We start from the raw sequence: 17,337 nt of genomic DNA on the forward strand, positions 1-17,337 counted from the left end.
AGACCGACATCAGCCCCAGCACTTGGCGAGGCCTTCCTTGGTGTCGATGGACTTGACGCCGGTGGCCGGCTTGTCCGTCACCAGGTTGACGCCGGTATCGAAGAAGTTCTTGCCTTCGGTCGGCTTCGGCTTGGTTCCGTCCTTGGCAAAAGCGGCGATCGCCTCGATGCCGAGTGCTGCCATCTGCAGCGGGTATTGCTGCGAAGTGGCGCCGATGACACCTTCGGCCACCGACTTCACGCCGGGGCAGCCGCCATCGACGGAAACGATCAGCACCTGGCTTTCGAGGCCGACAGCCTTGAGCGCCTGGTAGGCGCCGACAGCGGCAGGCTCGTTGATGGTGTGGATGACGTTGATGGTGTTGTCCTTCTGCAGGAGGTTCTCCATCGCCTTGCGGCCGCCCTCTTCGTTGCCGTTGGTGACGTCGTGGCCGACGATGCGGGGATCGTCCTCATCGCCGATCTTGTTGGGATCCTTCACGTCGATGCCGTAGCCCATCATGAAGCCCTGATCACGCAGCACGTCGACAGTCGGCTGCGAAGGCGTCAGGTCGAGGAAGCCGATCTTGGCGTCCTTGGCCTTGTCGCCGAGCGTGGCGGCTGCCCAGGCACCGATCAGCTTGCCGGCTTCGAGATTGTCCGTCGCAAAGGTCGCGTCGGCGGCGTCGATCGGATCGAGCGGCGTGTCGAGCGCGATCACCAGCAGGCCGGCGTCACGCGCCTTCTTCACGGTCGGCACGATGCCCTTGGTGTCGGATGCAGTGATCAGGATACCCTTGGCGCCGTCGGCGATGCAGCTCTCGATGGCCGCGACCTGGCTCTCGCTGTCGCCGTCGATCTTGCCGGCATAGGTCTTGAGGTCGACGCCGAGTTCCTTGGCCTTCGCGGTCGCGCCTTCCTTCATCTTGACGAAGAAGGGATTGGTGTCGGTCTTGGTGATCAGGCAGGCACCGACACCAGCCGCGGATGCGGACGACGCAAACGCCATCAGCCCCAGAGCCGCGGCGGCAAACACGGTCGATTTCAACAGTTTTGTATTGGTCACGATTTCCTCCCAGTGGAACCATCCGGATGCCGGCCAACCGGCACCTGCAGCGCGTCCAACGAAATTCTCCCAGCGTGGACGCTGCCTCAAAAGACACCAGCACGAAGCCTCTGTCAATAATTAAATCACTCTTATTTATTATTGACAGCCTTGCTTCGTTCACCCATTCTGGCCCAAAAGCATTGAGGGGAAACGACGGGAGGAACAGGGTGGAAACGGCCATTGCGAGGCACGGTTCGCCCGAGGTGAATGACAGTCTCATTCACCGCGGCACCAACCAGAGCGGCATGCGCGACCACAATGAGCGGTTGGTGCTGTCGCTGGTGCGCCAGCACGGCAGCCTGGCAAAATCCGACATCGCCCGCATGACCGGCCTTTCGGCGCAGACGGTTTCGGTCATCATGCGCGAGCTGGAGGAAGAAAGCCTCCTGCTGCGCCAGGCGCCGTTGCGCGGCAAGATCGGCCAGCCTTCCATTCCGATGGCGCTCAATCCCGAAGGCGCTTTCTTCATTGGCCTGAAGATCGGCCGCCGCAGCGCCGAACTGGTGTTGATAGATTTCCTTGGCCATGTCCGTTCGATGCTGCAGCATTCCTATCGCTACCCCGCGCCGCGCGAGACGGTGGACTTCGTCACCAACGGCATGCGGCAGATGCGCGGCGCGCTGACGCCCGCGCAAGACAAGCGCATCGCCGGGCTCGGCATCGCCATGCCGTTCGAATTGTGGAACTGGGCCGATACCGCCGGCGCGCCGCGCGACGTGATGGATGAATGGCGCCACCGCGACATCCGGGCCGACATCCAGGCGCAATGCGATTTTCCGGTCTATTTGCAGAACGATGCCACGTCGGCCTGCGGCGCCGAGCTCGTCTTCGGCCAGGCGGGCGCTGCGCGCGACTTCGTCTATTTTTATATCGGCGCCTTTGCCGGCGGCGGCATTGTGCTGAACGGCCGGCTTTTTGGCGGCCCGACCGGCAATGCCGGAGCGCTCGGCTCCATGCCGGTGCCCGGGCCGGACGGCAAGCCGACCCAACTGATCGATGTCGCTTCCATCGCCATGCTCGAAAAGGCGCTCAATGCGCGCGGCGTCGAAGCCTCGCATCTGTGGACCTCGCCGGAAGATTGGGGCGAGATCGGACCCGAGCTTGACGACTGGATCGCCAGCGCCTCAAGGGCGCTCGCCTACGCCATCGTCGCCGCATCCTCGATCATCGATTTCGAAGCGGCGGTGATCGACGGCTGGATGCCGAAGGCGGTGCGCCGCCGGCTGGTCGACGCCATCATCGCGGCAATCGCCACGATCGACGGCGAAGGCTTGAAGCTGCCCGCCATTCGCGAGGGAACCGTCGGCATCCATGCCCGGGCGCTCGGCGGCGCCAGCCTGCCACTTTCCGAACGCTTCCTGATCGGCTCGACGACGATTTCCAGGAGCGCCTGATGCTGATCGGAATTCCGGCGCTGCTCGGTCCGGAGCTTCTGGCGATCCTGCGCGGCATGGGTCATGGCGACGAAATCGCCCTTGTCGACGGAAACTATCCGGCGGAACAGCAGGCAACCCGGCTGGTGCGCGCCGATGGTCACCCTCTTATCCCCGTACTCGACGCGATATTGAGTGTGCTGCCTGTCGATGACGCCGTGCCGGAGGCGCTGTTTCGCGCCTCGGTCAAGGGCGATCCCTCGCTTGCCGATCCTGTCCACCAGGAGATCGAGGCGATCTGCGCCAAACGGGCGCCAGGCCGCAAGGTGGTTGCGCTGGCCGGCGCCGACTTCTATGCACGGGTCAAATCGGCGCATGCCATCGTCGCGACCAGCGAGCCGCGGCTCTACGCCAACATCATCATACGCAAGGGCGTGATCCATCCGCCGGAGACCAGGAAGCCATGATCCTCTGCTGCGGCGAAGCCCTGATCGACATGCTGCCGCGCACGACGACAGCGGGTGAGCCGGCCTTTGCGCCTTATGTCGGCGGCGCGGTGTTCAACACGGCGATCGCGCTTGGCCGGCTCGGCGCGCCGGCAGGCTTCTTTTCGGGCCTGTCGTCGGATCTGTTCGGCGGCCAGTTCCGGGATGCGCTGGGGGCAAGCAAGGTCAGCTCCACCTATGCGCACACCTCACCACGGCCAACGACGCTGGCCTTCGTCAAGCTCACCAACGGCCAGGCGACCTACACTTTCTATGACGAGAACACCGCCGGCCGCATGCTGACCGTCGACGACCTGCCGCAGCTTGGCAGCGAGATCGAAGCCATGCTGTTCGGCGCCATCAGCCTGATTTCGGAGCCCGCCGGCAGTGCCTATGAGGAGTTCATGCGGCGCGAGCATGAAAGTCGAGTGATGATGCTCGATCCCAACATCCGGCCGAACTTCATACCGGACAAGGCCAAGCACCTCAGGCGCATTCGCGCGATGATGGCGATGGCCGACATCGTGAAATTGTCGGACGAAGACCTGAACTGGTTCGGCGAAGCAGGCTCGCACGAGGATGTCATCCGCAACTGGCTGGACCGAGGCCTGAAGCTGATCGTCGTCACCCATGGCAGCGAAGGCGCCGTCGGCTATACCAGGGAACATGCCGTCACCGTCATGCCGGAAAAGGTCGAGGTGGTCGACACGGTCGGCGCCGGCGATACCTTCAACGCCGGCATCCTCGCCTCCTTGCATGAGCAGGGCCTGCTGACCAAGGCGGCGATTTCCGGCTTGTCGAAAGACGCCATCCACAACGCGCTGGCGCTCGGCGCGAAGGCGGCGGCAGTGACCGTGTCGCGGGCCGGCGCCAATCCACCCTGGCGACATGAAATCGCCTGAGCAACGCTCAACATAAGTTGAGCCCAATCGATCACTTTATGTTTCGCAGGGGCTCTTTACAGGGCTATAAGGGCGGGATGGCGCCCGACGAAGCCCGGATTTCCGGCATCTGACTGACATTCGCCGGGAAATACTGGTAACGGACTGCGACACTTGGGCAATTTGGGGCTCCGCCTGCCCGGCTTTCTCGGCAAGCGCAACTCTGGTACCAGCGGCCGATTATCTGGCTAACCCGTTTTGAGGCCGACATGCAGTTCATCGATCTTGGCGCGCAGCGCGAACGAATCCGCGACCGGCTGAAGGCCGCGATCGACCGTGTCGTCGACGAAGGCCGTTATATTCTTGGCCCGCAAGTCACCGAATTCGAGAATAAGCTTGCCGCCTATATCGGCACCAAGCATGTCGTGGCCTGCGCCAACGGCACCGACGCGCTGCTGTTGCCACTGTTTGCGGCCGGCATCGGCCCGGGTGACGCGGTGTTCGTGCCGAGCTTCACTTTCGCCGCCACCGCCGAAGTGGTGGCACTGGCCAAGGCCGAGCCGGTGTTCGTCGATGTCGACCCGCATAGCTACAACATCGACATTGCCAGCCTCGAAGCGGCCATCGCCATGATCAAGAAGGAAGGAAGGCTGAAGCCGAAGGCTATCATTCCTGTCGATCTGTTTGGCCTAGCCGCCGATTACGAGGCGATCATGGCGATCGCCAACCGCGAAGGGCTGATGGTGATCGAGGATGCCGCCCAGTCGATGGGCGGTTCGCTCGACGGCAAGATGTGCGGTGCTTTCGGCCATGTCGGATCGACCAGCTTCTATCCGGCCAAGCCGCTTGGCTGCTACGGCGACGGCGGCGCGATGTTCACCAATGACGATGCGCTGGCTGAGCAGCTTCGCTCCTTCGCCTTCCATGGCAAGGGCGAGACGCAGTACGACAATGTCCGCGTCGGCATCAATTCACGCCTCGACACGATCCAGGCGGCGATCCTGATCGAGAAGCTGGCCATTCTCGAAGACGAGATGGTCGCCCGGCAGGTGGTGGCAAAACGCTATGCCGAAGGGCTTGGCGATATCGTCACTGCGGCGCGCAATCTGGACGACAGCCGTTCGGCCTGGGCGCAATACGCCATCGAGACGCCCAAGCGCGACGGGCTGAGGGCGCATCTCGGCGAAAAGGGTATTCCGTCTGTCATTTACTACGTGAAGCCGCTGCATGCCCAGGTCGCTTATCGCGACTACCCACGCACGCCGACCGGCCTTGCCGTATCGGAAGACTTGCCGAAGCGGATCCTGTGCCTGCCCATGCACCCTTATCTCAGCGAAGCCGACCAGGACCGCATCATCGAGACGATCCGCAACTATATCGGCTCGAATTCGGCGCAGGCCGCGGCAGAGTAAGCTGCCGAGCCTTTCTCAGCCGGGGCCCGCCGCCCTGCCGCTGGCAATGAAATGCGGATTGGCAAAATCCTCGTCGTCGCTTTGCCTGCGCTTGCCATAGACCAGAGGTTGGCCGTCGAGCGTGCGCGTCATGCCGCCGGCGGCGCGCAGGATAGCGTCGCCCGCCGCTGTGTCCCATTCCATGGTGCGGCCGAAGCGCGGATAGACATCAGCCTCGGCACTGGCGAGAAGGCAGAACTTCAAGGACGAACCGACCGAAACGATTTCGGCGGCACCGAGGTCGCGAATATAGGCCTCGGTTTCCGGTGTGTTGTGAGACCGACTGGCGACGACGGCCAGCGGTGTCGCGGCCGTTCTCGCCGCGATCGGCCGGCGGCCGACGATCTGGTAATCGCCATCGATTTCGAGTGATTCCGCCCTGCCCGGCAGGCCGGAAAAGAAGCGGCCCGTGCAGGGCGCAAAGACGACGCCGACTTCCGGCACGCCATCGCGAACCAGCGCGATGTTGACGGTGAAATCGGTGCGGCGGTTGACGAACTCCTTGGTCCCATCGAGCGGATCGATCAGAAAAAAAGCCCCGTCCAGGTCGGGCGGCACGATGCCGGCGGAAGCTTCTTCCTCGGCTACGCAGGGGATATCGGGAAATGCGGCACGCAGTCCGGCGAGAATGATCTTTTCGCTCTCGCGGTCCGCCTCGGTAACCGGCGAGGCGTCGGACTTACGGTCAACCGCACAGCCGGCGTGGAACACGCGCATCACCTCGCGCCCGGCCGACAAGGCCAGGCGCTCGAAGATTTCAAGCATCAGCCTGTCGTCAGATGCCGCCGCCGCTATCGTATTGGTCTTCGGCAATGTCGCGCTCGTTCAGCCAGTGTTCCAGGGCGTCGACCATCTCTTCGGCCGACTTGCCGAGTGTCCGCAGATGGACCTCCGGGGTTTCCGGCGCTTCATAAGGGGAATCGACGCCGGTGAAATTCTTGATCTCGCCATTCAGCGCGCGCGCATAGAGGCCCTTCGGATCACGCCTGGCGCATTCCTCGAAAGGCGTATCGACGAACACCTCGACGAATTCTCCGTCGGCCATCAATTCACGTGCCATGCGCCGCTCGGCGCTGAAGGGCGAAATGAACGAAACAATGACGATCAACCCGGCATCCGCCATCAAACGCGCCACTTCGGCGACGCGGCGGATGTTCTCGACGCGATCGGCGTCGGTGAAGCCAAGATCGCGGTTGAGACCGTGACGGACGTTGTCGCCGTCCAGGATATAAGTGTGGCGGCCGGTGGCGAACAGCTTCTTTTCGAACAGGTTGGCGATGGTCGACTTGCCGGAACCCGACAGCCCGGTGAACCAGAACACGGCGGGCCGTTGGTTCTTCATGTCGGCGCGCACGCGCTTGCCGACATCGAGCGACTGCCAATGGATGTTTTCGGCGCGGCGCAACGAGTGCAGGATCATGCCGGCGCCGACCGTGGCGTTGGTGATGCGGTCGATCAGGATGAAGGCGCCGGTGGTGCGGTTTTCGGCGAAGGGATCGAAGGCGATCGGCGTCCGCGTCGAGATGTTGCAGATGCCGACTTCGTTCATTTCGAGCGACTTGGCCGCTTCATGGGCAAAGTCGTTGACGTTGATCCGATATTTCAGGTCGGTGACGGTGGCGCTGGTCTGGTCGGTCTCGGTGCGCAGGATGTAGGAGCGGCCTGGCAGCAACGCATGCTCGTCGAACCAGACGATGTTGGCGGCGAACTGATCGGCGACCTGCGGCCGTGCGGCAGGCGAAACCAGCATGTTGCCGCGCGAGATTTCGACTTCGTCATCGAGGACGAGCGTGACGGCCTGGCCGGCGGCCGCCTGGGCGAGATCGCCGCCATACGAGACGATCCGCTTGACGCGCGAGGATTTGCCGGACTTGGCGACAACGACCTCGTCGCCGGGCGCAACCGAGCCGGAGGCGACCGTGCCGGCAAAGCCGCGAAAGTCGAGATTGGGACGGTTGACATACTGGACAGGGAAACGAAACGGCAGTTCGACCATCGCTTCGTCGACCGACACGGTTTCGAGATGCTCGATCAGCGTCGGACCGGAATACCATTCCATGCTTTCCGACCGGCGGCTGACATTGTCGCCATAACGGGCCGACATCGGGATCGGCACAATGGTCTGGAAGCCGAGATCGCGCGAGAATTGTCCGTAGTCTTCGACGATCCGGTCGAAAACCGCCTGATCGAAATCGACAAGATCGATCTTGTTGACGGCCAGCACGACGTGGCGGATGCCGAGCAGCGAGGCGATGATCGAATGCCGCCTTGTCTGGCGAAGCACACCCTGCCGGGCATCGATCAGCACGATCGCCAGGTCGGCGGTCGAGGCGCCGGTGGCCATGTTGCGGGTGTATTGCTCGTGGCCAGGTGTGTCGGCAACGATGAATTTGCGTTTCGGCGTGGCGAAGAAGCGGTAAGCGACGTCGATGGTGATGCCTTGCTCGCGCTCGGCCTCCAGACCGTCGACCAGCAGCGCGAAATCAATGTCGTCGCCCGTCGTGCCATGCTTGCGCGAATCGCGTTCGAGCGCGGCGAGCTGGTCCTCGAAAATCTGCTTGGTGTCGGACAGCAGGCGCCCGATCAGCGTCGACTTGCCGTCATCGACCGAGCCGCAGGTCAGGAAGCGCAGCAGCGACTTCTTCTCCTGCGCCGCCAGATAGTCGCGAACGCCGTCGGTGGGAGCGAGGCTCTTTGCCATGATGTGGCGCATGGTCAAAAGTACCCCTCGCGCTTCTTCTTTTCCATCGAGCCGGCTTCATCGCGATCGATCAGGCGACCCTGCCGTTCGGATGTCCGTGCCGTCAGCATTTCGCCGACGATGGCTTCCAGCGTGTCGGCATCCGATTCGATGGCGCCGGTGAGCGGATAGCAACCCAGCGTGCGAAACCGCACCAGCCTGTTCTCCACTGTCTCGCCGGGGCGCAGTTTCATGCGCTCGTCGTCCCGCAGGATCAGCATGCCGTCGCGTTCCACCACCGGCCGTTCCTTGGCGAAATAGAGCGGCACGATCGGGATACTTTCCTGCAGGATGTACTGCCAGATATCGAGTTCGGTCCAGTTCGACAGCGGAAAGACGCGGATCGATTCACCCGATGCGATGCGGGTGTTGAATATCTTCCACATTTCGGGGCGCTGGTTCTTCGGATCCCACACATGCTGGGCGTTGCGGAAGGAAAAGATGCGCTCCTTGGCGCGCGATTTCTCCTCGTCGCGACGAGCGCCGCCAAAGGCCGCATCGAAACCGTATTTGTCGAGCGCCTGGCGCAGCGCCACGGTCTTCATGACATGGGTGTGGGTGTTCGAACCATGGTCGAACGGATTGATGTTGTCGCGCACGCCGTCTTCGTTGACATGAACCAGGAGATCGAAGCCGAGTTTCTGCGCCATCTGATCGCGAAAGGCGATCATCTCGCGGAACTTCCACGTCGTGTCGACGTGAAGAAAGGGGAACGGCGGCTTGGCGGGATAAAACGCCTTCATCGCCAGATGCATCAACACGGATGAATCCTTGCCGACCGAATAGAGCATGACCGGCTTGGCAAAAGCGGCCGCAACCTCACGGAATATATGGATGGACTCGGCTTCAAGCCGCTGAAGATGCGTAAGCGCTGTTGTCATGGGCCGTGGGCGTTCTTTCGTATCTTCCAACAGAAGACCTTGCCTCAAATCATCGAGCTCTTCGCGCCCGGTTCGAGCCTTGTTTGTGGACAATCTTTCTCGTGCCGGCGTTCTAGCAGATCGCCATTGTCAAGAACAATGCAAGACTGGCCCGGCCGCACATGGTTCGAGAATGAATTTTCCACAGATGCCGGCAAACCCGGAAATTCCTGCCCGCAAGCTCAACGGCCCAGAAAACCCGGGGAAAATATTGCTTGAATGGACCAGTTGCGGCTTTCAAGGGACTTCCTCTGGTCGGCCCGCGCCTGCCGCCGATTTTCGGTGGCAATCTGCCCTATACACTATCGAAAATGGGGGGCAGCCGCTATACCAGCCTCGGGAAGCGGGCAAGTGCATCATGAGGCATGGGGCAATTTCGAGGCGAGCGCATTCAACTTCGCCAAACAAGATCCGCCGCATGAAACTTGCCGAAGACAGCGAGCCCGAAAATTGACCCGGCTTTCATCCCTGAGACAGCAATTCACGCCTTCGCGGATCAACAACTACTTCTCCATCCTTTGCTTCTTTTTTCCACCGGTTCTGGGATCGGTGGTCAGCTTTGTATTCAATGGCGGAGGCCTTTCGTCAGTCCTGCTGATTGCTTTGAGGAAAAGGCGCTTCAACGCCGACCGGCCCATGATCTGGATGACGGTCGCGATCTATGCCTACTGCGCCTCCAATCTCCTGGCGTCCATCGTCAACAATTCGCTCGCCCGGGATGCGCCACATCTTATCCCGCTCGTCACCTTCCTGTTTTTTCCCGTGTCCTATTCGACCTGGAGCATCACGCAGAAAACCACGCTTACCCGCATCATCGTGCTTTCCAGCATGGCCGCCTGTTTTGCCGCGCTGCTCATGGCCGTCATCCAGCAATATTGGATTGGCGTCAGGGCCGAGGGTGGAGCCGGAAATCCGATCGTCTTCGCAACCGTCGTCTGCCTTGCCGTGGTGATGTGTGTGGCTGGCGCCTTGTCCGGTGTTGAGCAAGCCCGGACCCCACTCTTCTACGCGGCACTGGCCGGGACGATCGCCGTCATCTATTCCGGCTCGCGTATCGTCTGGCTGGCACTGCTGATCGCCGGCATCGCCGTCATGCTGATCAACCGGCACAGGCTCAGAGGCAGGAATGCCATTCGCCTGCTGCTGCTGCTGGCGGCGGTCGGCGTCGTGATCGCCGCTTCCAGCTTCCAGGCGATATCCGGGCGGGTCGACTTTTTGCGTTCCGATTGGGGCGCGCTTGGAGCCAGCGGTAATTACGGCACCTCGTTGGGAATACGTGTTGCGCTTTGGGAGATCGGCCTCAAAGCATTCCATGACATGCCACTGTTCGGGCACGGTGTGGGTGCAACCCAGCATCTGATCAAGCAGGGCTTTCATGAGCAGTTCGCGATGGACACAGGCTTCAACCATTTTCACAACGGCTTCCTGACCGCCTTGGTGCAAGCGGGAATTCTGGGCGCCGTGACGCTGGCGGCGATCTTTATCGTTGCCGCTGGAAATGCCGCCCGGGTCTTGCGAAACAGCAACGATCCGAGCGAGCGGTTCGGCGCGACCATGATTGTCGTCGTGGTGATCACCTATCTGACGGCCGGAATGACAGGCATCCTGATCGGCCACGACATTCTGGACTCGGTGCTGATGGTCTTCCTGGTGAGCGGAACATATCTCGCCTCCGGCCGCCATGTTCCTTTGTTGGAAGAGCAGGTACTTGCACCAGTGATGGAAGAGCGAGCACTTCCATCAGTCAGCAAAGAGCTGTTTCGGGCAAGGCCATGAAGGTTCTGGTCACGGGCGCGACAGGTTTCATCGGGCGTCTTGTCGTGCGCCACCTTCGCGAAGCCGGTGCCGAGCTTCGCCTCGCCTCCCGCCATCCCGAGAGGCTTGGTTCGGAGAACGAGACTGTGCCGATGCCCGGCTTCGATGCGCCGGCCGCCGCCTTCCTGGAACTGACCCGTCATATGACGAACGTCGTCCATTGCGCCGGCCTCAACAATGATCAGGGAAATGCAACCGAAGCCGATTACCAGGCGGCCAATGTGGAATTGAGCGCGCGGCTGGCGCATGCCGCGGCGGCACAGGCCAGTGGACGCTTCATCCATCTCTCCTCGATCCGAGCGGTGATCGGCGCGCATGTCAGCGCAACGATCGACGAGGACACGCTTCCTGCCCCACAATGCGCCTATGGACGCTCCAAGCGCGAAGGCGAGATCAAGGTTTTGGACGCCTACGCGTTACACGGGCGCTCCGACGCCGCCGTGTTGCGCCTGCCTCCGGTTTATGGAAGCGGCATGAGGGGAAATCTGGCAACGCTGATGCGCCTTGCCGATACGCCGCTGCCGCTGCCGACGGGTGCCTTGACCGGAATCCGCTCGCTGATGTCTTCCGAGGCCGCGGTGCGAGCAGTGTCGCACCTGCTCAGCCATTCCGGACCGCTTCGCCCGATCTACGTCGGCGCCGATGTGCCGCCGGTCGCCGCCGAGGCCATCATCGCCGCCTTTCGCAGAGGTTTGGGGCGGCCTGTGCGCCTGATGGCTGTGCCGGCCGGCCTGATGCGGCCGGTCGTGGCCGCGCTCGGCAGGCGGGCGTTCTGGGACAGCCTGACCGCGACACAGATATGCGACCCCGCTCTGCTGGTATCGCAGGGGTGGATGCCTGAAGCCGGCACGCTCGAGCGGCTGGCCGAGCTGGCGCGGCTCGGTAGATCCTGACTTTCTTGCTGACCGTAGTCTTTTCCAAAAACCGGCTTCCACTTTTTGGGATCATGGTCTGCGGTAGAGCGTTCCAAACAGGATCCGAAAATCGAGCCAGAACGACGCAGTGCGGAGGTAGGCAGCATCCGTTTCGGCCAAAAGCTCCGGGTTCGACATGTCGATGCCCCTGATCTGGGCCAGGCCGGTTATGCCCGGCAGCGCCGCCAAAACCCCCAGCCGCCTGCGACACTCGATCAATTCCGTTTGGGTCGGCAGGCAGGGGCGCGGCCCGACCAGGCTCATTTCGCCCTTCAGGACGTTCCAGAATTGTGGCAGCTCGTCGAGCTTGAACTTCCGCAAGACCTTCCCGACCGATGTCACGGAATCCACCGGCGCCTCATGCGAGGGCAGTGACGGCGTCCCGACATACATCGTGCGCAACTTGTGGCAGCGAAAAAGCCGACCGTCACGGCCGACCCGCACCTGCGAAAAAATAGCCGGGCCCGGCGACGATGCCCGAACGGCAAGGACGGTGAGCGCCAAGACAGGAGATGTGGCCACCAGCAGCAGAGCCGCACCGGCAACATCGAAGATTTTCTTGGCTGCCTTCATGAACGGCCGATAGTGCTCCCTGCCGAAGTCCCGAGGCAACGCCGCAGGCAGATGCCGTCAATCCGGCCGAAGTAGCATGAGCCGATCTCTTGACCAAGCGCGCCACGCAGCCGTCGCAATGTTCAGATGCGCCCCAGGATGAAGGCGAGATAGAGCCCAATGTTTCCGGAAACGGTCTGCCGATAGACGCCGCTTTGGCGCAAGCCTGCCAAGCGGCGGGAAAGGCCACCGTTGCGCCCGCGGATGAAAAGGTCGAGGCACGCCGTCGCGTCCTCGGTCAGGAGATCGCGATTGACGGCGAGACCGTCGAGGTTGAGGTCCGTCCAGCCGGCGAATTCCCCCTTGAACAGGCGGCCAAGCCGAGAGAACCTTGCTTTCCAGGACACGTTGGCGCCGACCAGGTTCGCCGCGTGCTGCCGGTAGCGCACCAGCGGCCGCGGATCGTAGCGGACGATGCCGCCGGCGGCGGTCACGATGAGATAGGCCCACCAGTCGTGGCTGACGAACCCGCTCCGCGTGGAGGCCCTGGCCAGCAGGTCGCGTGCCGCGGCGTTGAGCAGGACTGTGTTGCCGCCGGCGATGCTTTGCACAAGCGCATTGCGAAAGGATGGCGGCCGGGCAAACAGCGGCGAATGGCCGACAAGGCTTCCTGTTTCCGTCATGGTTGCGGTTCGCGAACAAAACATCAGCGGGGTTTTCGCATCCTGGGTCCGCATCCAGCTGATAGCGCTCTCCAGCCTGTCGGGCTCCCAGATATCGTCCTGGTCGCAGAAGGCATAGCAGTCCGCCTCGATGCGTCGATCGACGATCATGGAGCGGAAATTGGCGGCGAAGCCTTGCCGCGGCCCCTCCACCAGCGTCATCCGACCCTTGGGCCGCCAGCGGGATTTCCATGTCTCGATGATGGCGGTCGTGCCATCGGTGGAGCCATCGTCTGAAATCCACAGGTCGACCAGCGGGTGCGACTGCGCAAACAGGGATTGCAGCTGCTCCTCGATGAAGGTAGCGCCGTCTTTCGTGCCCATCAGGACCGCGATGCGCAGATCATCTTTGCTCACGAGCAAGATCGCTTTCTGAATTCTGAACCGGGCCTAGCTCGCCTGCCCCGCCGTTTTCGGGATCGCGTCTTGCCTCGCACTTGCCCTGGCCTTCTTGGCGCGGTCGAGACCTGCCAATGCGGCGAGCGCGGCAGCCTTGTCCTGGTTTTTCGCCGACTGCTGCAGGGCCGAGAGCGCGACCTGGACATCCGACCATTCCACGACGTCCGTGCTGAGGCCGAAAACCTTCGAGATGCCTAGTTCGACGAGTTCCTCGTCTTCGCCATGCAGCGTTTCGTGAAGTTTTTCGCCCGGCCTGATGCCGGTGAACCGGATCGCGATGTCCTTGTATGGGCTCTTTCCGGACAAGCGGATCATCGTTTCGGCCACTTCAAGAATCGGCACCGGCTTGCCCATGTCGAGCATATAGACGGCATAATCGTCTCCGCTCTGCCGCGACGCGGCATCGGCCGCCGACATGATGACGAGATCGACGGCTTCGGCCACGGTCATGAAATAGCGCGTCATGCGCCGGTCGGTGATGGTGACGGGCCCCCCAGCCTCGATTTGCGCCTGGAATATGGTCGCCACCGAACCATTGCTGCCGAAGACATTGCCGAACCGCACTGCAATGAACTTGGTGGCCGGGTCACGCCCGCCCGTCTCGCCATGCAAGGCGCTGATGATCTGTTCGGCGGCCCGCTTCGTCATGCCAAGCACCGATGAGGGATCCACCGCCTTGTCGCTCGATATCAGGACAAATTGCGCAACCCCGCACTTGGCGGCAACCTCGGCGCAGACGAGCGTTCCAAAAATGTTGGTCTGGATGGCCGAATCCCAGTTCTCCTCGAGCAGCGGAACATGCTTGAGCGCCGCGGCGTGAAAGATGATGTCCGGCCGGAATTCGGTGACGACACGCATTATCTGGCGCCGGTCCGCGACATCGACGATGCGGACCTTGAGGCGGTCATGGTCCTTCTCGTCAACATACTGGCTCAACTGGAAAATGCCGAACTCGGAGTTGTCGGCGACCAGCACCGCCTCGGCTCCCAGTTCCAGCGACCGCTTGACCAGCGTCTGGCCGATAGAACCGGCGCCGCCGGTCACCAGAACGCGTTTGCCGCTGACAAAGGCGCCGATGCGCTGGATGTCGGACGCGACCGCCGGACGGCGCAGGATCGTTTCCATCTCGACGGTGTCGAGAACCAGCTTTCCGTGCTGTTCCAACTCCGAAAGGCCTGAGAACTGCACCACATTTATGTCGCCGTGCCGGGCAATGCGCACGAGTTCCGAATAGTCCTCGATTTCGTGCTCGGCGCCGCTGCCGAAAATCAGCAAGTCCAGGCTTTTGGTGCCGGTCGCATAGTCTTCCATGACATCGATCAGGCGCGGCAGGGTCGCCACCACGGGAACACCTTGAATCCGCGTGCCCAACGGGGCGCCGCGCTCGGTCGCCATGATGCCCGCGATGGAATAGTCCGCCGGTTGCGCCGTGCGCGTGAAGCGAATGATCAGGTCGGCCTCGCCGAGCCGGCCAACGAACAGCGCGCGCTTGGGCTCAGTATCATCGGACTTGCGGCCAAGAATGCCCCAGCTCGCGCCGTCACGCAGGAAGCGGTAGAACAGCCGGGGTGCAGAGATGATGGTGAAGGAGACGAGGAAGAAGACGATGAACTGACGCTCGTTGAGCCCCGCCACCGGCCGGTAAAAACGCAGCAGCAGCGATGCCATGTAAAGAGTGAACGTCAAAATCGCACAGCTCTTCAGGATGTTGAAAAAGTCCGGCGTCGAGGCGAAGCGCCACACGGTGGTGTAGAGGCCACTGTAGCGAAACAGCAAATGGCTGATGACGACGATGCCCGCCCATGTCGCCAGACCCTCGTTGGAGAACGCTTCGAACGAAAGATTCGACCGCGAAAGGATAAGGCTGAGCGCCACGGCGACCAGGACCATGACCACGTCCTGGACCATGATGAAGGCGCGCCGCATCTGTGGCCTGAGCCCGAACACAGCTTCTAGGTGGGAATTCATTGGACGGCACTAGACTCCAGGCTCAAGGGCATCAACACCAGCGAGGTGCGAACACGAAGTTACTTCGCGACCAATCACCTTGCTCAAGTGCTATCCCCGGCCCCCGCCGTCCTGTATCGCATACTTCGGGGGCGAGGGCATAGCTAGAGGTTTTTTCGGACAAGAGGCTTCCAGTGGAGAACATGGATCATGCTCGGGCGATTGCCGTAAAGTCAACATTATCAAACGCTAATAGATAAGCCACGCAGCATCAGCATGCGCTCAGTTTTGCCGCAGTTGACTCTGCTCCCCACCGCGTTACGACGCAATGCGTTGCCATATGCCCATCGAAATGGCTATTAGAGACGGGCTTGGTGGTTCGCTATGGCCAGCGAAGAATAATGCGCCAGAACAACGGATTGCGATACTCCCAGCTATGATTGCGGCACTAAACGGCGCTTTTGACGACATCTCAAAGGCCATGAGATTACACCGGGTCTGGATCGCGCTTGCCCACGAGGACATCGGCGACCAGCACAGACGCACGACGCTCGGCCCGCTTTGGATGCTGGTCAATTATCTGGCATTCATTGGCACTTTCATCTTCGTTTTCAAGACCAAAGACACGGATTCGGCCGGATACACGGCCTATGCTTCGATCGGCCTGGTTGTCTGGTTCTACCTCATGGAGATGATCAGCCTGAGCGTGCCCCTGTTCTCCCGCGAAGCCAGTTTCATTCAAGGCACGAGGCTGCCACTCTTCGTGTATGTGATGCGGCTGACGGTGCAATGTGTCATCCGAGCGAGCTATTCGGTGGCGGGTTGCATCGTCATCCTGCTGCTGAGCGGCTTGGGAATCAGCGCTGAGTGGCTATTGTCTGTCCCGGGGTTATTGCTGATTGTGCTCGCGACCCCTGCAATCGTAACGGTTTTCGCATTCCTGGGTGCATTCTTTCCCGATGCCCAGTTCATCGTCGGCAACATCATGCGGGTCGGTACGTTTCTTACGCCAGTCTTCTGGGCCTATCATGGGCAAGGCGGTATACAGAACTATGCCTATCATTGGAATCCGTTCACATATTTTCTGGAAGTGGTGCGCGCGCCAATCGCGAGCGGCGACTTCCCAATGCATGCCTTTGCTGTGACCGCCTACATCTCTTTGGCTTTCTGGGCGGTTGCGTTGCTGCTGCTGGGCGGATATCGCAAGCGCGTCGTTTTCCTGATCTGAGCTCAAAATGATTTCCATCAAGCTGGACAATGTCAGCCTCGCCTACCGCCTCTACGACAAGTTGACGCTTACGGCGCCTGACCGGCGCCTGGGTGGTCTTGGAGGCAAAATCGGACGTTCCGGCGGCAAGCAGGTCGTGCAGGCGCTGGAAGATGTCAGCTTTGAACTCAAAGCAGGCGATCGGTTAGGCTTGGTCGGCCCAAACGGGGCCGGCAAGACGACACTGCTCAAGGTGTTGTACGGCATCTATCAGCCATCGGCCGGCATAGTAGCCATCGAAGGCAAAGTCGACGCTTTGTTCAACATCAACATAGGATTTCGCCCCGAAGCGACGGGGCGGCGAAACATTGTTCTGAGGGGTTTGATCAGCGGGTGGACCGAGGCCGAGATCCAAGAAAAAATGCCGGAGATCATCGCCTTCAGCGAACTTGGCGACTTTATCGATGTCCCTTTCAAAACCTATAGCCAGGGTATGGCCGCTCGTCTTGCTTTCTCTGCGGCTACAGCGCTTGACCCCGAAATTCTGCTGATGGACGAGTGGATCGGCGCCGGCGACGCCGCGTTTCAGGAAAAAGCCAAACGACGCATGGATGAACTGGCAGAGAAGGCAGGCATCATCGTCCTGGCGACCCACAATGAGAGCCTGCTCGAAAGCGTATGTACGAAAAGAATGACGCTTAAGAACGGAAGGGTCGAAGCCTTCACGACGAAACCTGCAAAGAGGGCTGGAACGCGAGCTAAGTCTTAAAGGTACTCTTCCCGGATACTATTTGCTCGCAGTTCAGATTCCCAATTCGTCGCACCTGCTGTAGTTGAGTATGCCA

15 protein-coding genes are annotated in these 17,337 nt (G+C 61.3%); 8 read left to right on the forward strand and 7 right to left on the reverse strand.

Going from position 1 to position 17,337, the window contains the following annotated elements; genetic code table 11:
* Positions 1 to 9: 9 nt before the first annotated feature.
* Positions 10 to 987, reverse strand: coding sequence for a sugar ABC transporter substrate-binding protein (locus NP945_RS05125; RefSeq protein WP_372337956.1), 978 nt, complete (start codon positions 985 to 987; stop codon positions 10 to 12).
* Between the two features lie 266 nt (positions 988 to 1,253).
* Between NP945_RS05125 and NP945_RS05130 the strand changes: the two genes are divergently transcribed.
* The 4 genes from NP945_RS05130 (at position 1,254) to NP945_RS05145 (ending at position 5,237) form a co-directional block, all read left to right on the forward strand.
* Entirely contained in the window at positions 1,254 to 2,480 is a 1,227-nt protein-coding gene (locus NP945_RS05130) for an ROK family transcriptional regulator (protein ID WP_127327157.1), read from the forward strand.
* Complete coding sequence (locus NP945_RS05135; RefSeq protein ID WP_256745737.1) at positions 2,480 to 2,926, forward strand: RbsD/FucU family protein; 447 nt, start codon at positions 2,480 to 2,482, stop codon at positions 2,924 to 2,926. Before NP945_RS05130 ends, NP945_RS05135 begins: the two co-directional genes overlap by 1 nt.
* Entirely contained in the window at positions 2,923 to 3,846 is a 924-nt protein-coding gene (locus tag NP945_RS05140; protein WP_256745738.1) for a carbohydrate kinase, read from the forward strand. Before NP945_RS05135 ends, NP945_RS05140 begins: the two co-directional genes overlap by 4 nt.
* A 248-nt stretch (positions 3,847 to 4,094) precedes the next feature.
* A complete protein-coding gene (locus NP945_RS05145) occupies positions 4,095 to 5,237 on the forward strand; it encodes a DegT/DnrJ/EryC1/StrS aminotransferase family protein (RefSeq protein ID WP_256745739.1) in 1,143 nt (380 codons plus the stop codon).
* Positions 5,238 to 5,252: 15 nt separating this feature from the next.
* Here NP945_RS05145 and cysQ read toward each other — a convergent pair whose 3' ends face one another.
* The 3 genes from cysQ to cysD are packed head-to-tail and all read right to left on the reverse strand — an operon-like array spanning position 5,253 to position 8,897.
* Entirely contained in the window at positions 5,253 to 6,041 is a 789-nt protein-coding gene (cysQ, locus tag NP945_RS05150) for a 3'(2'),5'-bisphosphate nucleotidase CysQ (RefSeq protein WP_164748814.1), read from the reverse strand.
* Between the two features lie 10 nt (positions 6,042 to 6,051).
* Positions 6,052 to 7,989, reverse strand: a complete 1,938-nt coding sequence (cysN, locus tag NP945_RS05155) for a sulfate adenylyltransferase subunit CysN (protein WP_256745740.1) — start codon at positions 7,987 to 7,989, stop codon at positions 6,052 to 6,054.
* A 2-nt stretch (positions 7,990 to 7,991) separates the two neighbouring features.
* Positions 7,992 to 8,897, reverse strand: a complete 906-nt coding sequence (gene cysD / locus NP945_RS05160) for a sulfate adenylyltransferase subunit CysD (RefSeq protein ID WP_027035869.1) — start codon at positions 8,895 to 8,897, stop codon at positions 7,992 to 7,994.
* 489 nt (positions 8,898 to 9,386) lie between these two features.
* Here cysD and NP945_RS05165 point away from each other — a divergent pair, with 489 nt between their 5' ends.
* Entirely contained in the window at positions 9,387 to 10,712 is a 1,326-nt protein-coding gene (locus NP945_RS05165) for an O-antigen ligase (protein ID WP_256745853.1), read from the forward strand.
* Positions 10,709 to 11,644, forward strand: coding sequence for an NAD-dependent epimerase/dehydratase family protein (locus NP945_RS05170; RefSeq protein ID WP_256745741.1), 936 nt, complete (start codon positions 10,709 to 10,711; stop codon positions 11,642 to 11,644). Before NP945_RS05165 ends, NP945_RS05170 begins: the two co-directional genes overlap by 4 nt.
* A gap of 51 nt (positions 11,645 to 11,695) precedes the next feature.
* Here NP945_RS05170 and NP945_RS05175 read toward each other — a convergent pair whose 3' ends face one another.
* The 3 genes from NP945_RS05175 to NP945_RS05185 form a co-directional block, all read right to left on the reverse strand.
* Positions 11,696 to 12,238, reverse strand: a complete 543-nt coding sequence (locus tag NP945_RS05175; protein WP_256745742.1) for a sugar transferase — start codon at positions 12,236 to 12,238, stop codon at positions 11,696 to 11,698.
* A gap of 122 nt (positions 12,239 to 12,360) precedes the next feature.
* Positions 12,361 to 13,296 carry a glycosyltransferase family 2 protein gene (locus tag NP945_RS05180; RefSeq protein WP_256745743.1) on the reverse strand — a complete coding sequence of 312 codons (936 nt, stop codon included), beginning with the start codon at positions 13,294 to 13,296 and terminating at the stop codon, positions 12,361 to 12,363.
* 33 nt (positions 13,297 to 13,329) lie between these two features.
* Positions 13,330 to 15,306, reverse strand: a complete 1,977-nt coding sequence (locus tag NP945_RS05185) for a nucleoside-diphosphate sugar epimerase/dehydratase (protein WP_256745744.1) — start codon at positions 15,304 to 15,306, stop codon at positions 13,330 to 13,332.
* Positions 15,307 to 15,625: 319 nt separating this feature from the next.
* On the opposite strand from NP945_RS05185, the gene NP945_RS05190 reads away from it, so the two are divergent.
* Both NP945_RS05190 and NP945_RS05195 read left to right on the forward strand, forming a co-directional pair.
* Positions 15,626 to 16,513 (forward strand): ABC transporter permease, encoded by an 888-nt coding sequence (locus NP945_RS05190; protein ID WP_236382859.1) that lies wholly within the window; start codon positions 15,626 to 15,628, stop codon positions 16,511 to 16,513.
* 7 nt (positions 16,514 to 16,520) lie between these two features.
* Positions 16,521 to 17,261 (forward strand): ABC transporter ATP-binding protein, encoded by a 741-nt coding sequence (locus NP945_RS05195; RefSeq protein WP_256745745.1) that lies wholly within the window; start codon positions 16,521 to 16,523, stop codon positions 17,259 to 17,261.
* Positions 17,262 to 17,337 lie beyond the last annotated feature (76 nt).

The organism is Mesorhizobium sp. LMG17149 (genome assembly GCF_024518695.1).
Lineage (GTDB): Bacteria > Pseudomonadota > Alphaproteobacteria > Rhizobiales > Rhizobiaceae > Mesorhizobium.

What these genes read in the sequence shown, in the direction of transcription:
- NP945_RS05125 (WP_372337956.1), bottom strand. Translation starts at nt 987, where the DNA reads ATGGCGTTTGCGTCGTCCGCATCCGCGGCTGGTGTCGGTGCCTGCCTG.
- NP945_RS05135 (WP_256745737.1), top strand. Translation starts at nt 2,480, where the DNA reads ATGCTGATCGGAATTCCGGCGCTGCTCGGTCCGGAGCTTCTGGCGATC.
- NP945_RS05140 (WP_256745738.1), top strand. Translation starts at nt 2,923, where the DNA reads ATGATCCTCTGCTGCGGCGAAGCCCTGATCGACATGCTGCCGCGCACG.
- NP945_RS05145 (WP_256745739.1), top strand. Translation starts at nt 4,095, where the DNA reads ATGCAGTTCATCGATCTTGGCGCGCAGCGCGAACGAATCCGCGACCGG.
- cysQ (WP_164748814.1), bottom strand. Translation starts at nt 6,041, where the DNA reads ATGCTTGAAATCTTCGAGCGCCTGGCCTTGTCGGCCGGGCGCGAGGTG.
- cysN (WP_256745740.1), bottom strand. Translation starts at nt 7,989, where the DNA reads ATGCGCCACATCATGGCAAAGAGCCTCGCTCCCACCGACGGCGTTCGC.
- cysD (WP_027035869.1), bottom strand. Translation starts at nt 8,897, where the DNA reads ATGACAACAGCGCTTACGCATCTTCAGCGGCTTGAAGCCGAGTCCATC.
- NP945_RS05170 (WP_256745741.1), top strand. Translation starts at nt 10,709, where the DNA reads ATGAAGGTTCTGGTCACGGGCGCGACAGGTTTCATCGGGCGTCTTGTC.
- NP945_RS05175 (WP_256745742.1), bottom strand. Translation starts at nt 12,238, where the DNA reads ATGAAGGCAGCCAAGAAAATCTTCGATGTTGCCGGTGCGGCTCTGCTG.
- NP945_RS05185 (WP_256745744.1), bottom strand. Translation starts at nt 15,306, where the DNA reads ATGAATTCCCACCTAGAAGCTGTGTTCGGGCTCAGGCCACAGATGCGG.
- NP945_RS05190 (WP_236382859.1), top strand. Translation starts at nt 15,626, where the DNA reads ATGCCCATCGAAATGGCTATTAGAGACGGGCTTGGTGGTTCGCTATGG.
- NP945_RS05195 (WP_256745745.1), top strand. Translation starts at nt 16,521, where the DNA reads ATGATTTCCATCAAGCTGGACAATGTCAGCCTCGCCTACCGCCTCTAC.